This window comes from Streptomyces sp. NPDC001927 (assembly GCF_053594455.1).
Genome location: NZ_JBSFEN010000004.1, coordinates 233,930 through 247,386 on the forward strand (window position 1 = coordinate 233,930; position 13,457 = coordinate 247,386).

General features: G+C 70.5%; 14 protein-coding genes. 5 read left to right on the forward strand and 9 right to left on the reverse strand.

What is annotated here, in order from left to right:
• Positions 1–321: 321 nt before the first annotated feature.
• Positions 322–507 carry a hypothetical protein gene (locus ACWCO8_RS11605; RefSeq protein ID WP_451032089.1) on the reverse strand — a complete coding sequence of 62 codons (186 nt, stop codon included), beginning with the start codon at positions 505–507 and terminating at the stop codon, positions 322–324.
• Positions 508–599: 92 nt separating this feature from the next.
• Here ACWCO8_RS11605 and ACWCO8_RS11610 point away from each other — a divergent pair, with 92 nt between their 5' ends.
• Together ACWCO8_RS11610 and ACWCO8_RS11615 are read left to right on the forward strand one after the other, a co-directional pair.
• Entirely contained in the window at positions 600–1,781 is a 1,182-nt protein-coding gene (locus ACWCO8_RS11610; RefSeq protein WP_451032090.1) for a pyridoxal phosphate-dependent aminotransferase, read from the forward strand.
• Positions 1,782–1,925: 144 nt separating this feature from the next.
• Positions 1,926–3,149 carry a hypothetical protein gene (locus ACWCO8_RS11615; protein WP_451032091.1) on the forward strand — a complete coding sequence of 408 codons (1,224 nt, stop codon included), beginning with the start codon at positions 1,926–1,928 and terminating at the stop codon, positions 3,147–3,149.
• A 25-nt stretch (positions 3,150–3,174) separates the two neighbouring features.
• On the opposite strand, the gene ACWCO8_RS11620 is transcribed toward ACWCO8_RS11615, so the two are convergent.
• Complete coding sequence (locus tag ACWCO8_RS11620; RefSeq protein WP_362005813.1) at positions 3,175–3,711, reverse strand: type III secretion system chaperone family protein; 537 nt, start codon at positions 3,709–3,711, stop codon at positions 3,175–3,177.
• 180 nt (positions 3,712–3,891) lie between these two features.
• On the opposite strand from ACWCO8_RS11620, the gene ACWCO8_RS11625 reads away from it, so the two are divergent.
• Complete coding sequence (locus ACWCO8_RS11625) at positions 3,892–4,275, forward strand: hypothetical protein (protein WP_451032092.1); 384 nt, start codon at positions 3,892–3,894, stop codon at positions 4,273–4,275.
• Positions 4,276–4,306: 31 nt separating this feature from the next.
• Here ACWCO8_RS11625 and clpB read toward each other — a convergent pair whose 3' ends face one another.
• The gene (gene clpB / locus ACWCO8_RS11630; RefSeq protein WP_451032093.1) at positions 4,307–6,892 is read right to left on the reverse strand and encodes an ATP-dependent chaperone ClpB; all 2,586 of its coding nucleotides are present in this window, start codon (positions 6,890–6,892) and stop codon (positions 4,307–4,309) included.
• A gap of 130 nt (positions 6,893–7,022) precedes the next feature.
• On the opposite strand from clpB, the gene ACWCO8_RS11635 reads away from it, so the two are divergent.
• A complete protein-coding gene (locus tag ACWCO8_RS11635; RefSeq protein WP_451032094.1) occupies positions 7,023–7,436 on the forward strand; it encodes a pyridoxamine 5'-phosphate oxidase family protein in 414 nt (137 codons plus the stop codon).
• A 138-nt stretch (positions 7,437–7,574) separates the two neighbouring features.
• Here the strand turns inward: ACWCO8_RS11635 and ACWCO8_RS11640 are convergent, their stop codons facing one another.
• A complete protein-coding gene (locus tag ACWCO8_RS11640) occupies positions 7,575–7,892 on the reverse strand; it encodes a (2Fe-2S)-binding protein (protein ID WP_362005805.1) in 318 nt (105 codons plus the stop codon).
• The gene (locus ACWCO8_RS11645; protein WP_362005803.1) at positions 7,889–8,086 is read right to left on the reverse strand and encodes a hypothetical protein; all 198 of its coding nucleotides are present in this window, start codon (positions 8,084–8,086) and stop codon (positions 7,889–7,891) included. Before ACWCO8_RS11645 ends, ACWCO8_RS11640 begins: the two co-directional genes overlap by 4 nt.
• Positions 8,087–8,217: 131 nt before the next feature.
• Here ACWCO8_RS11645 and ACWCO8_RS11650 point away from each other — a divergent pair, with 131 nt between their 5' ends.
• Positions 8,218–9,198, forward strand: a complete 981-nt coding sequence (locus tag ACWCO8_RS11650; RefSeq protein WP_362005800.1) for a helix-turn-helix transcriptional regulator — start codon at positions 8,218–8,220, stop codon at positions 9,196–9,198.
• Between the two features lie 79 nt (positions 9,199–9,277).
• Here the strand turns inward: ACWCO8_RS11650 and ACWCO8_RS11655 are convergent, their stop codons facing one another.
• The 4 genes from ACWCO8_RS11655 to dnaK are packed head-to-tail and all read right to left on the reverse strand — an operon-like array spanning position 9,278 to position 13,456.
• Positions 9,278–9,730 (reverse strand): heat shock protein transcriptional repressor HspR, encoded by a 453-nt coding sequence (locus ACWCO8_RS11655; RefSeq protein WP_362005797.1) that lies wholly within the window; start codon positions 9,728–9,730, stop codon positions 9,278–9,280.
• A gap of 4 nt (positions 9,731–9,734) precedes the next feature.
• A complete protein-coding gene (dnaJ, locus tag ACWCO8_RS11660; RefSeq protein WP_362005795.1) occupies positions 9,735–10,928 on the reverse strand; it encodes a molecular chaperone DnaJ in 1,194 nt (397 codons plus the stop codon).
• A gap of 30 nt (positions 10,929–10,958) precedes the next feature.
• Positions 10,959–11,603: a nucleotide exchange factor GrpE gene (grpE, locus tag ACWCO8_RS11665; RefSeq protein ID WP_362005792.1), complete on the reverse strand. Its 645-nt coding sequence runs from the start codon at positions 11,601–11,603 to the stop codon at positions 10,959–10,961.
• The gene (dnaK, locus tag ACWCO8_RS11670) at positions 11,603–13,456 is read right to left on the reverse strand and encodes a molecular chaperone DnaK (protein ID WP_362005789.1); all 1,854 of its coding nucleotides are present in this window, start codon (positions 13,454–13,456) and stop codon (positions 11,603–11,605) included. The genes grpE and dnaK overlap by 1 nt, the downstream gene beginning before the upstream one ends.
• Position 13,457 lies beyond the last annotated feature (1 nt).

The window sequence follows — 13,457 nt, forward strand, 5'->3', positions numbered from 1 at the left end:
AACACGGTTTGACGGGTGGGCCGGGGGCGCCCCGGAGAAGGGTTCAACGGGAGTGGGGGATCGCCGGCTCGGGTCCACACACGGTCCGAGGGCTGTCTCTATCAAGAGCGAGGGAATCACGGACTTCGAGCGACTCGCAGCCTTTTTACCCAACTTGCCGTGGTTTCCATCCCCTTCGGGGACCCAACAGTTCAATTGTTCTGAGAAACCCGATTTTCGGGCTCCAACACGAAGGCGCCCGGCGGATGTTGAAACGCCGGGCACCCCGTGATCGCGGAGGCGACTGCCCCGTGACAGTCGCCTCCGAGTCGTCACCCCCGGTCAGTCGCCGCCGCCTCCACCGCCGCAGCCGCCACCGCCGCCACAGGACGACCCGCCGCCGCAGCCGCCACCGCTGCCGCCGTCCGACCAGCCACCACGCCGCCTGCCGCCCCGCCCCCTGCGCGTCGCCGACACCACGCCCAGCGCGATGGCGAAGACGATGAACATCACGACCAGAACTTCCATCTGTGACACCCCCGTAGGTCTCTGTGCGTGGGGGATGCCCGGTCCGGCACACGCCAAAGCGCACTTGAGGAAGTCCAGAGCTTCGGCCCAGGATGACGGGCATGACACGACCGCTGCTCAACCGCCGGCTCGCCGAGTTCGGCACCACGATCTTCGCCGAGATGTCCGCGCTCGCCGCCAGGACCGGGGCGATCAACCTCGGGCAGGGCTTCCCGGACACCGACGGCCCCGAGGAGATCCGCGAGGCGGCGGTCCGGGCGCTGCGCGACGGCCGCGGCAACCAGTACCCGCCCGGCCCCGGCGTCCCCGAGCTGCGCACGGCCGTCGCCGAGCACCAGCTGAGGCGGTACGGCCTGGCCTACGACCCCGACACCGAGGTCCTGGTCACGGCCGGCGCCACCGAGGCCATCGCCGCCTCCCTGCTCGCCCTCGTCGAGCCCGGCGACGAGGTGATCGCCCTGGAGCCGTACTACGACTCGTACGCCGCCTCCGTCGCGATGGCGGGCGGCACCCGCGTCCCCGTCACGCTCCGCCCGCACGAGGGACGCTTCGTCCTGGACCTGGACGAGCTGCGGGCCGCCGTCACCGACCGGACCCGGCTGATCCTGCTCAACACCCCGCACAACCCCACCGGCACCGTCCTCACCCGCGCCGAACTGACCGCGATCGCCGAGCTCGCCGTCGCCCGCGACCTGCTCGTCGTCACCGACGAGGTGTACGAGCACCTGGTCTTCGACGACGCCGAGCACCTGCCGATCGCGAGCCTGCCGGGGATGCGGGAACGCACGGTCACCATCGGCTCGGCCGGCAAGACGTTCTCGTTCACCGGCTGGAAGGTCGGCTGGGTCACCGCGTCCCCCGAGCTGACCACCGCCGTCAGGTCCGCGAAGCAGTACCTCACGTACGTGGCCTCCGGCCCGTTCCAGTACGCCGTCGCCGAGGCGCTGCGGCTGCCGGACACGTACTTCGACTCCCTGCGCGCGGATCTTTCGGCCAAGCGCGATCTGCTGAGCGACGGGCTCGCCCGGGCCGGCTTCGACGTCTACAAGCCGGCCGGGACCTACTTCGTCACCACCGACATCCGTCCGCTGGGCGAGTCCGACGGCTTCGCCTTCTGCCGGGCCCTGCCCGAGCGGGCGGGCGTGGTCGCCATCCCCAACGCCGTCTTCTACGACCACCGCGCGGAGGGCGAGCCCTTCGTCCGCTTCGCGTTCTGCAAGCGCGTCGATGTGATCGAGGAGGCGGTCTCCCGGCTCAAGGGCCTCGCGGGCTGACGCTCACGGGAGGGGCGGACGGAACGAAGGGGACGCGCGAGCCTCCTGGGGTGAGCCTCGCCGCACCCCGGTTTTTTTCACCCGGGTGGGCCCCACGCTCGCGCGCGCCCCCTCCACGCCCCCCGGATTGTCGGGTAGACCGATTTGTCGGGCCGATCCCGATTCCCGTGCGCACGGAGGTGCACCCTGTCCGCCGAGACTCTCGACCGCCCGGCGCCGACCACCGTCGCCGTCCGGAGCGTCCCCCGCTGGCGGGCCTCGCTGCACCGGGCCGCGCCCGCGCTCGGTCTCTTCGCGGCGGCGCGGCTGACCGGAATGCTGGTGCTCGCCGCCTGGGCCTGGCACATCGGACGCTCGCCCAGGGCGCTCCTCGCCACCTCCTGGGACTCCGGCTGGTACACCCGGATCGCCGCGCACGGCTACGGCCACACGGTCCACTGGCCCGACGGGGTCGTCCAGTCCGACCTCGCCTTCTTCCCGCTCTACCCGGCGCTCGTCCGCGCCGTCACGACCGTCCTGCCCGTCGAGGGCGGCACGGCCGGGCTGCTGCTGTCCTGGACGTCGGCCGGCGCGGCGGCCTGGGGGATCTACCTGATCGGCGAGCGGCTGTACGGCCGCCGGACCGCCGTGCTGCTCGTCCTGCTCTGGGGCCTGCTGCCGCACTCGATCGTGCTGTCGATGGCGTACACCGAGCCGCTGATGACGGCCCTGGCCGCCTGGTCGCTGTACGCGCTCCTCACCCACCGCTGGCTCTGGGCCGGCGCCCTGGCCGCCCTGGCCGGGCTCGCCCGCCCCAACGGGATCGCCGTCGCGGCGGCGGTCCTGGTGGCGGCGGCGTACGCGCTGTACCGGCGCAGGGACGGCGGCACCGCCCGGATGTGGGCGGGAGCCGCCCTCGCGCCGCTCGGCTGGCTCTCGTACCTGCTCTGGGTGGGCGCGCGGCGCGGCGATCTGCTCGGCGGGTACTTCGCCGTCCAGGACGGCTGGACCTCGCGCTTCGACCTCGGGAAGGGCGCGCTGGTCTTCGTCCGGGACATGCTGAGCGGGCCGACGCAGTTCGGCTTCGCGACGGCGCTGCTGTTCACGGGCGCCGGGGTGCTGCTCTTCGCGCTGCTCGCCCTGGCGGAGCGGCCGCCGCTGCCGCTCCTGGTCTACGCGGGCGTCCTGGTCCTCATCACCGTCGGCGGCTCCGGCTTCTTCGAGTCCAAGCCGCGCTTCCTGCTCCCCGCGTTCCCGCTGCTCATCCCGCTGGCCCAGGCACTGACGAAAGCCCGGCCCAGGGCCGCGATCGTGGTGATCGCGGGCCTGGCCGGGCTCTCGTTCAGCTTCGGGGCGTACGCGCTGACGCTCGCGCGGATGGCCCTGTGAAGGTGGCGCGTGGGCCCGTGCGGGCTCAGGCCTCGTCGCCGTCGGAGGACTTGTCCTCCGGGGACTCCAGGCCGAACTGCTCCACGAGCCACTTGTCGAACTCGATCGAGGCGCGGACCCAGCTGACGGTCGACGACACGAAGTGCTCCAGGGCGACGCCGGTGCCGATCAGCATCTGGGCCTCGCCGATGAGGCGGAGGGTGGCGGAGCCGTCCTCCTCCTCGTGCAGGTGCGTGTAGACCTTCGGCCACAGGGTGCGGCGGTTCCAGTCGTCGATCGCGTCGAGGATCCGGGCGCGGTCGTCCGCCGAGTGCGGGCGGTCGTAGAAGGTCCGCACCGAGAAGACACGCTGGTCCTCCTCGCCGCGGAACATGAAGTACGTGCGGAATTCCTCCCACGGCGCCGCGAGGTCACCCTCGTCGTCGACGACGTACTTCAGCTCCATCTGGTCCAGGAGCTGCTTGACCAGGTCCTGGTCGGGGACGACGGGGCCCGCCGGTCCTGCGGCCTGAGGCTGGGGCTGGCCCCCGAAATTCGGAATCGAGGACGGGTCGATGCTCACCGTGAATATCCCTTCGTACGGTTGCCGCCATCCTCCCCCATGCCGGGCGGTACGGCGCAAGCCCCACCTGCCGCGATCCGCTGCGGGCTGACAAACTCGGGGCGCATGGGGGAGTACACAGCGAAGAAAGTGCCGCCGGTGCGGCCGCGTGCGTGGACGTGGGTCTGGGTGTCCGCACTCATGACCGTACTGTGCGGGGCACCGATCGCCCTGGTGGTGTGGGGCGCGATGGCTTTGAGCGAGATGGGCGACCAGAAGCCGTACGCCTGCGGGAAGGCGATGGAGTTCGCCCACGGCACCCTGCCCGAGGCCGCCCAGGGCCCGGTCTGCACGATGGGCGGGTTCCAGGACACGATCGTCACGGTCGAGTTCCGGATGGAGCGCGCCGCGTACGAGCCGTGGCTCGCGGAGGTCTACCCGAACCGGGAACCGGCGCTGACCTGCAAGCCCGGGTTCGCCGACTGCTCGTGGGCGAAGTTCGGCGACGCACTGTTCGTGGACGTCGGGATGGCGTACGAGGACGGTGACACCGTCCTCGTACGCCTTGAGGCCTTCGACACCTGACCGCCGTACGACCCGCCTACCGCGTGGCCACCTACTGCGCCGCGCCCACGATCAGACCGTCCTCGAAGCGGTCCACCCGGACCGTGTCGCCGTCGCGGACCTCGCCCGCGAGGATCTCCTTGGCGAGCCGGTCGCCGATCGCGGTCTGGATGAGCCGGCGCAGCGGCCGGGCGCCGTACGCCGGGTCCATGCCCTCGTCGGCGAGCCAGGCCACGGCCTCGGGGGTGACCTCCAGGGTGAGGCGGCGGTCCGCGAGGCGCTTGGCGAGCCGGTCGATCTGGAGCTGCGCGATCCGGCCCAGCTCGGTCTTGTCCAGGGCGGAGAAGACCACCAGGTCGTCCAGCCGGTTGAGGAACTCCGGCTTGAAGGAGGACCTGACCACCTCCAGGACCCGCTGCTTCTTCTCGTCCTCGCCGATCAGGGGGTCGACCAGGTACTGGCTGCCCAGGTTGGAGGTGAGGATCAGGATGGTGTTGCGGAAGTCCACCGTCCGGCCCTGCCCGTCGGTGAGCCGGCCGTCGTCGAGGACCTGGAGCAGGATGTCGAAGACCTCCGGGTGCGCCTTCTCCACCTCGTCGAGCAGCACCACGCTGTACGGCCGCCGGCGCACCGCCTCGGTGAGCTGGCCGCCCTCCTCGTAGCCGACGTAGCCGGGGGGCGCGCCGACGAGCCGGGCGACGGAGTGCTTCTCGCTGTACTCCGACATGTCGACGCGGACCATGGCCCGCTCGTCGTCGAAGAGGAAGTCCGCGAGCGCCTTCGCCAGCTCCGTCTTGCCGACACCGGTGGGGCCGAGGAACAGGAAGGAGCCGGTGGGGCGGTCCGGGTCGGCGATCCCGGCACGGGTGCGGCGCACGGCGTCGGAGACGGCCCGTACGGCCTCGGACTGGCCGATCAGCCGCCTGCCGAGCTCGTCCTCCATGCGCAGCAGCTTCTGCGTCTCGCCCTCCAGGAGGCGGCCCGCGGGGATGCCGGTCCAGGCGCCGACCACGTCCGCGATGTCGTCGGGGCCGACCTCCTCCTTGACCATCGTGTCCTTCGCGACCTCCTGCTCGGCCTCGGAGGCCTCCGCGAGCTCCCGCTCCAGGGCCGGGATCTCGCCGTAGAGCAGCTGGGAGGCGGTGTCGAAGTCGCCGTCGCGCTGCGCCCGCTCGGCGCGGCCGCGCAGCTCGTCCAGCTGCTCCTTGAGCTCGCCGACCCGGTTGAGGGACTGCTTCTCCTTCTCCCAGCGGGCGGTCAGGCCGCGCAGCTCCTCCTCGCGGTCGGCGAGGTCGCGGCGGAGCTTCTCCAGGCGCTGGCGGCTCGCCTCGTCGGTCTCGTTCTTGAGGGCGAGCTCCTCCATGCGCAGCCGGTCGACGGAGCGCTGGAGCTCGTCGATCTCCAGGGGCGAGGAGTCGATCTCCATGCGGAGCCGGGAGGCGGCCTCGTCGACGAGGTCGATGGCCTTGTCGGGGAGGAAGCGGGAGGTGATGTACCGGTCGGAGAGGGTCGCGGCGGCCACGAGCGCGGAGTCGGCGATCTGGACCTTGTGGTGGGCCTCGTACCGGCCCTTGAGTCCGCGCAGGATCGCGATGGTGTCCTCGACGCTCGGCTCGGCGACCAGGACCTGCTGGAAGCGGCGCTCCAGGGCGGGGTCCTTCTCGATCCGCTCCCGGTACTCGTCGAGGGTCGTCGCGCCGACCATGCGCAGCTCGCCGCGGGCCAGCATCGGCTTCAGCATGTTGCCGGCGTCCATGGCGGAGTCGCCGCCGGCGCCCGCGCCGACGACGGTGTGCAGCTCGTCGATGAAGGTGATGATCTGGCCGTCGCTGGCCTTGATCTCGGAGAGGACGGTCTTGAGGCGTTCCTCGAACTCGCCGCGGTACTTGGCGCCCGCGACCATCGCGCCGAGGTCGAGCGAAACCAGGCGCTTGTTCCGGAGCGACTCGGGGACGTCGCCCTTCACGATCCGCTGGGCGAGCCCCTCGACGACGGCGGTCTTGCCGACGCCGGGCTCGCCGATGAGGACCGGGTTGTTCTTGGTGCGGCGGGAGAGGACCTGGACGACCCGCCGGATCTCCTGGTCGCGCCCGATGACCGGGTCGAGCTTGCCCTCGCGCGCGGCCGCCGTGAAGTCCGTACCGAACTTCTCCAGCGCCTTGTACTGACCCTCCGGGTCGGGTGTGGTCACCCGGCGCCCTCCCCTGCTCTTCTCGAACGCGTCGAGCAACCTCTTCGTACCGGCCCCCTGCTGGGCCAGTACCTCGCCGGCCTGTCCGCCCTTCGCCGCGATCCCGATGAGCAGGTGCTCGGTGGAGATGTAGTCGTCCCCGAGCTCCTTGGCCTGCTTCGCCGCATCGGCGATGACGGCGAGCAGCTCACGGTTGGGCTGCGGCGGCGCGACCGTGGATCCGGTCACGCTGGGCAGGGCGGCCAGCAGCCGCTCCGCTCCGGACCGTACAGCGGCCTGGTCGGCCTCGACGGCGGCGAGCAGATCGGTGATGTTCTCGTTGTCCTGACCCGCGAGGAGCGCGAGCAGAAGATGGGCGGGGGTCAGGTCGGCGTGCCCGCCGGACACGGCGCGGCTGGTGGCCGCGTTGAGCGCGTCCCGGCTCCTGTTGGTCAGTTCGGCGTCCACGTGCGCTGTCTCCTCCTCGGCGTCCGCTGTGCAGGGTCCTCAGACTCCTATGACTCATCCAGCGTACACAAAGTTGAGTCCATTCCGCTCAAGGTGTCGCACAGGGCTCTGCCACGGGTAGGTTCCGGGCATGGCGACTGACCCGCGGAACCCGGACGACTCGTATCTCAGCTTCTGGCGCGAGTACCACATGTGCACCCTGACGACCCCGCGCGCGGACGGCACCCCCCACGTGGTGGCGGTGGGCGTGACGTACGACCCCGAGGGCGGCGAGAACGGCATCGCCCGGGTCATCACCAACAAGCACAGCCACAAGGTCGCCAACGTCCTGGCGGCGGGCACGGACGGCGCGCGGGTGGCGGTCTGCCAGGTGGACAAGGGCCGCTGGGCGACGCTGGAGGGCGTGGCCCGCATCCGTACGGAGCCGGACGTCGTCGCCGACGCGGTGGACCGCTACGCGAGCCGCTACGGCCGCGTCCCGGCACCGAACCCGGACCGGGTGGTCATCGAGATCGCGCTGACGCGGGCCATGGGCCGGGCGTAGCGCGTGACGGCGGACTTACGGACCCCGCTCCCGGCGCCCGCACGGGCACAGCACAGCGGCGCCATCGCGTTTCAGGTCCGCGATGGCGCCGCTGTGTGGGGGAAGTACCTGAGCGATCTTGAACGACGGGGGAACCGCTCAGGCACTGCGGGGGGTGGCGGTGATGGTCTCGGACTCGACCAACTGGTGGTCACGCTGGTCGAGGTTGACGAAAATCATGCCGTAACGGATGGCACACCGGACGGGCTGTGGGGCGCCACGGGGCTTCCGGAGGCATCGGTAGGCTCGGATGTCCTCGTCGTCTCCGCGCCTGATGATGATCGGCTCCCCGAAGAGGGTGACCATCAACGAATCGCCACCGTGCGGCACGGCGGTGACGAGGTCGATGAAATGCCACCCGGAACGGTAGGCAGCCGCCATCTCACGGCGGAAACGAGAGTCGTCGGGAACGTTCATGCGCCGACGAGGGACCAGCCGGGGTCGTTCACGCCGGCGGGCGCCGACGACCAGCCCGGGTCGGCAACAGCGGCGACCTGCGTGCCCGCCGGTTCCGAGTGCCAACCGGGGTCCTGTACCGCCCCCAGCGCTCCCACTGTGGCGGCCGCGATGAAGGCGACTCCGGCCACCGCGCGTATGAGCTTCTTCATCATCACCGAGCAACCTCACTTGAAGATATGTCTTCTCCAACCCCCCGCGTCTAAGACGATGGCTTACTCTCTGCGCTTCCACCACCAAACCCATGCATCATGTTCCTGAGATGCAGGAGCCTGGGGGTGTACATATGCAGAAACAACCGGACGAATCCGGCCACCCCCATTCGCATGCAGAGTTGTGCAAGGCAGGCGCCGAGCTCTACGCCAGCGCTCTGCGGACGGGGCGAATACCCCGGTCAGAGGCTGTCGAGACGCCCTGCCTGCTCGATCTGTCGCTCCTCCACCCGGACCCGGACGACGCCCAGTGGATGCGACCGATCCCGCCTTCCTCGGCGCTGGCACAACTTCTCCAGCCCATCGAGCGCGAGATTCTGGAGCGCCGACGCCAGACGGTCGCGCTGTCCGACGCTTTCGAGCCGTTCATGTCGATCACCGCGCAGGACCAGCCCTCCACGCACGCCATCACCGTGCTCGAAGGCATCGGCCGGATCAACGCCACCCTCGACCGGGTCGTCGCCAACTGCCGCATGGAACTCCTGACCGTCCAGCCCGGCGGCGGCCGGCCCGCGCACGCCCTGGCCGAGGCGCTGGAGCGGGTCTCCCCCCTCCTGGGCCGCGGCATCAACATGCGCACGCTCTACCAGCACACCGCCCGCCACACCGAGCTCACACTCACCTACCTCGAACACGTCGGCCCCGAGGTGCAGGTACGCACGCTCGAGGAGATCATCGACCGGCTGATCATCGTGGACCGCGAGGTCGCCTTCATCCCCGCGCGCAGCGACCGGCAGGTCGCCCTGGAGCTGCGGCACCCGGGCATCGTCGCGTACCTCGTCGGTGTCTTCGACCAGTTCTGGCAGCTGGCGGTTCCCATCCGCGAGGAGATCCCGTACGACATCAAGACGGACGGCATCAGCGGCATCCAGCGCTCCATCGCCAAACTCCTGGTCGAGGGCCACGTCGACGAGGCCATCGCGCGCCGGCTCGGCATGAACGTGCGGACCTGCCGGGCCCACATCGCCAAGCTCGCCTCCGCCCTCGGCAGCGGCAGCCGCGCCCAACTCGGCTATCTCATCGCCCAGTCCGGGCTTCTGGAGCAGGATCACTGACTCTCGTAGCCGTACTCCCACGACGACGAAGCCCCCGCCACGGACCGTGGCGGGGGCTTCGTGCGTGAACGGCTTTCGGCTATTCGCCGCGCTTCGGGCGCCAGACCACGAGCGCGCTCGCCTGCTGGACGTCCTGGTACGGGACCAGGTCGCGGCGGTACGAGGCGTGGACCTGCGCCTCGCGCTGCTGCATCGCCATCGCCGCGCCCTCGACGGCCGCCGACAGCTCGGCGACGCGCTGCTGGAGCGCGGCCACCTGGTTCTCGAGCTCGATGATGCGCTTGATGCCCGCCAGGTTGATGCCCTCGTCCTGCGACAACGCCTGCACCGTGCGGAGCAGTTCGATGTCACGGGCCGAGTAGCGCCGGCCCCGGCCCGCCGTGCGGTCGGGCGAGACCAGGCCGAGGCGGTCGTACTGACGCAGGGTCTGCGGATGCAGGCCCGAGAGCTGGGCCGCCACCGAGATGACGTACACCGGCGACTCGTCGGTCAGTTCGTACGGATTACGGCTGCGTCCCGGTCGGCTGTCCATCGGGTCAAGCTCCCTTCGCGGCCTGGAACAACTCTGCCCTGGGGTCCTCGCCCGCCGTCGCCTGACGGTAGGTCTCAAGGGCCTCGCGGGCCTTGTCGTCGAGCTCCTTGGGCACCGCGACCTCCACCGTCACCAGCAGATCGCCGCGCGTCCCGTCCTTGCGGACCGCGCCCTTGCCGCGGGCGCGCATCGTCCGGCCGTTGGGGGTGCCGGCCGGCAGCTTCAGCGTCACCGCCGGGCCGCCGAGCGTCGGCACCTTGATCTCGCCGCCGAGCGCCGCCTCGTCGAAGGTGACGGGCACGGTGACGGTCAGGTTGTCGTCCTTGCGGCCGAAGACCGGGTGGGCGTCGACGTGGACCACGACGTACAGGTCGCCGTTCGGCCCGCCGCGCTCGCCCGGGGCGCCCTTGCCGCGCAGCCGGATCCGCTGCCCGTCGGAGACCCCGGCGGGGATGCGGACCTGCATCGTGCGGGAGGACTTGGCGCGGCCGCTGCCCTTGCAGACCTCACAGGGGGTCTCGGCGATCAGGCCGCGGCCCTTGCAGTCCACGCACGGGTCGGTGAGCGAGAAGCCGCCGCCGCTGCCGCGCGAGACCTGGCCGGTGCCGACGCAGGTCGGGCAGACGCGGGGCGTGCCGTTCTTGTCGCCGGTGCCCGAACAGGCCTTGCAGGGCGCCTGGGAGGACATCCGCAGCGGCACCGTGGCGCCGTCCACGGCCTCGGTGAAGCTGAGCGTCACCTCGGACTCGATGTCCTGGCCGCGGCGCGGCTGCGTGCGCGTGCCCGCGCCGCCGCCCGCGCCCCGGTTGAACAGTCCGCCGAAGACGTCGCCGAGGCCGCCGCCGAAGCCGCCCGCCCCGCCGCCGGCTCCGCCGGGGCCCTGGGCACCGCCGAAGAGGTCGCCCAGGTCGAAGTTGAACGAGCCGCCCTGCCCGCCGGGCCCGGCGCGGAAGCCGCCGTTGCCGAAGAGGGCGCGGGCGTCGTCGTACTCCTTGCGCTTCTTGGGGTCACCGAGAATGTCGTTCGCCTCGGAGATCTCCTTGAAGCGCGCCTCGGCGCTCGTGTCGCCCTTGTTGGCGTCCGGGTGGTTCTCGCGGGCGAGCTTCCGGTACGCCTTCTTGATCTCGGCGTCGGTGGCGTCCTTGGGGACGCCGAGAACCTTGTAGTAGTCCTTCTCGACGAAGTCCTTCGTGCTCATCGACGTCCCTCCTCCCGGACGATCTTCGCGCTAGCCCTCTTCGGGGCCACCGCTCTCCTCGTCTGCCGACTTCTCTTCCTTCGCGGCCGGCGTCGCCCCGGGCTGGGGCTCGGCCACCGCGACGCGGGCGGGCCGGATGGTCCGCTCGCCGATCCGGTACCCCGGCTGCAGGATCGCCACGCAGGTCGTCTCCGTGACGTCCGGTGCGTAGCTGTGCATCAGGGCCTCGTGGATCGTCGGGTCGAAGGGCTCGCCCTCCTTGCCGAACTGCTGCAGCCCCATCTTGGCGGCCACCGTCTCCAGCGACTCGGCCACCGACTTGAAGCCGCCCACGAGTTCACCGTGGTCCCGGGCCCGGCCGATGTCGTCGAGTACGGGCAGCAGCTCCGTCAGGAGGCCCGCGACCGCGATCTCCTTGACGGTGACCCGGTCACGCTCCACCCGCCGGCGGTAGTTCTGGTACTCGGCCTGGAGCCGCTGGAGGTCCGCGGTGCGCTCACCGAGCGCGCTGCGTACCTGGTCCAGCTGCGCCGTCAGGCCGGCCGTCTGTGCGGCGTCCCCGGCCGGGGCCGCCGAGCCCTCCTCCGCGGAGGGGGTCTCGGCGGCTTCGGCGGCGTCGTCGGCGCCGGAGGGGACGTCGGGCTTCTCCTCGAAGCCCGGGGTCTCCTCCGTCATCAGGCAGCGCCGCCCTTCGCGTCACCGGGCTTCTCGTCGTCGACGATCTCGGCGTCCACGACGTCGTCGTCGGCCTTGGCCTCGCCCTGCGGGGCCTCGCCGCCGGCGGCCTGCGCGGCCTGGGCGTCGGCGTACATGGCCTGGCCGAGCTTCTGGGAGACGGCCGCGACCTTCTCGGTGGCCGTACGGATCTCCGCGGTGTCCTCGCCCTTGAGCTTCTCCTTCAGCTCGGCGACGGCGGTCTCGACCTCGGTCTTGACCTCACCGGGGACCTTGTCCTCGTTGTCCTTGAGGAACTTCTCCGTCTGGTAGACGAGCTGCTCGCCCTGGTTGCGGGACTCGGCGGCCTCGCGGCGACGGTGGTCCTCGTCCGCGTACTGCTCGGCCTCCTGGCGCATCCGGTCGACCTCGTCCTTCGGCAGCGAGGAGCCGCCGGTGACGGTCATCTTCTGCTCCTTGCCCGTCCCCAGGTCCTTCGCGGTGACGTGCATGATGCCGTTGGCGTCGATGTCGAACGCGACCTCGATCTGCGGGACGCCACGCGGCGCCGGCGGCAGACCGGTCAGCTCGAACATGCCGAGCTTCTTGTTGTACGCCGCGATCTCGCGCTCGCCCTGGTAGACCTGGATCTGCACCGACGGCTGGTTGTCCTCGGCCGTCGTGAAGATCTCGGACCGCTTGGTCGGGATCGTGGTGTTGCGCTCGATGAGCTTGGTCATGATGCCGCCCTTGGTCTCGATACCAAGCGACAGCGGGGTCACGTCGAGGAGCAGGACGTCCTTGACCTCACCCTTGAGGACACCGGCCTGCAGGGCGGCGCCGATGGCGACGACCTCGTCCGGGTTCACACCCTTGTTGGCCTCCTGGCCACCGGTCAGCTCCTTGACGAGCTCGGCGACGGCCGGCATACGGGTCGAGCCACCGACGAGAACGACGTGGTCGATCTCGGACAGGTTGATGCCCGCGTCCTTGATGACGTTGTGGAACGGCGTCTTGCAGCGCTCCAGAAGGTCGGCCGTGAGCTGCTGGAACTGCGCCCGGGTGAGCTTCTCCTCCAGGTGCAGCGGGCCCTCGGCGGAGGCCGTGATGTACGGCAGGTTGATCGAGGTCTCGGTGGAGGACGACAGCTCGATCTTCGCCTTCTCCGCGGCCTCGCGGAGACGCTGGAGAGCCATCTTGTCCTTGGCCAGGTCGACACCGTGACCGTTGGCGAACTGCTTCACCAGGTAGTCGACGACGCGCTGGTCCCAGTCGTCACCACCGAGGTGGTTGTCACCGTTGGTGGCCTTCACCTCGACGACGCCGTCGCCGATCTCCAGGAGGGACACGTCGAAGGTGCCGCCACCGAGGTCGAAGACGAGGATCGTCTGGTCGTCCTTGTCCAGGCCGTAGGCCAGGGCGGCCGCGGTCGGCTCGTTGACGATGCGCAGGACGTTGAGGCCCGCGATCTCACCGGCCTCCTTGGTGGCCTGACGCTCGGAGTCGTTGAAGTACGCCGGGACGGTGATGACCGCGTCGACGACCTTCTCGCCCAGGTACGCCTCGGCGTCGCGCTTCAGCTTCTGCAGGATGAAGGCGCTCATCTGCTGCGGGTTGAAGTTCTTGCCGTCGATCTCGATCTTCCAGTCGGTGCCCATGTGGCGCTTGACCGACCGGATGGTCCTGTCGACGTTGGTGACCGCCTGGCGCTTGGCGACCTCGCCGACGAGCACCTCACCGTTCTTCGCGAAGGCGACGACGGACGGCGTGGTCCTGGCGCCCTCGGCGTTGGTGATGACGGTGGGCTCGCCGCCTTCCAGAACGCTGACGACGGAGTTAGTCGTGCCCAGGTCGATGCCGACCGCACGTGCCATT

Coding starts and splice junctions, on each gene's coding strand:
- dnaJ (WP_362005795.1), bottom strand. CDS start 10,928: ATGAGCACGAAGGACTTCGTCGAGAAGGACTACTACAAGGTTCTCGGC.
- grpE (WP_362005792.1), bottom strand. CDS start 11,603: ATGACGGAGGAGACCCCGGGCTTCGAGGAGAAGCCCGACGTCCCCTCC.
- ACWCO8_RS11650 (WP_362005800.1), top strand. CDS start 8,218: ATGCAGAAACAACCGGACGAATCCGGCCACCCCCATTCGCATGCAGAG.
- ACWCO8_RS11640 (WP_362005805.1), bottom strand. CDS start 7,892: ATGAACGTTCCCGACGACTCTCGTTTCCGCCGTGAGATGGCGGCTGCC.
- dnaK (WP_362005789.1), bottom strand. CDS start 13,456: ATGGCACGTGCGGTCGGCATCGACCTGGGCACGACTAACTCCGTCGTC.
- ACWCO8_RS11610 (WP_451032090.1), top strand. CDS start 600: ATGACGGGCATGACACGACCGCTGCTCAACCGCCGGCTCGCCGAGTTC.
- ACWCO8_RS11605 (WP_451032089.1), bottom strand. CDS start 507: ATGGAAGTTCTGGTCGTGATGTTCATCGTCTTCGCCATCGCGCTGGGC.
- ACWCO8_RS11625 (WP_451032092.1), top strand. CDS start 3,892: ATGACCGTACTGTGCGGGGCACCGATCGCCCTGGTGGTGTGGGGCGCG.
- ACWCO8_RS11645 (WP_362005803.1), bottom strand. CDS start 8,086: ATGATGAAGAAGCTCATACGCGCGGTGGCCGGAGTCGCCTTCATCGCG.
- ACWCO8_RS11635 (WP_451032094.1), top strand. CDS start 7,023: ATGGCGACTGACCCGCGGAACCCGGACGACTCGTATCTCAGCTTCTGG.
- ACWCO8_RS11655 (WP_362005797.1), bottom strand. CDS start 9,730: ATGGACAGCCGACCGGGACGCAGCCGTAATCCGTACGAACTGACCGAC.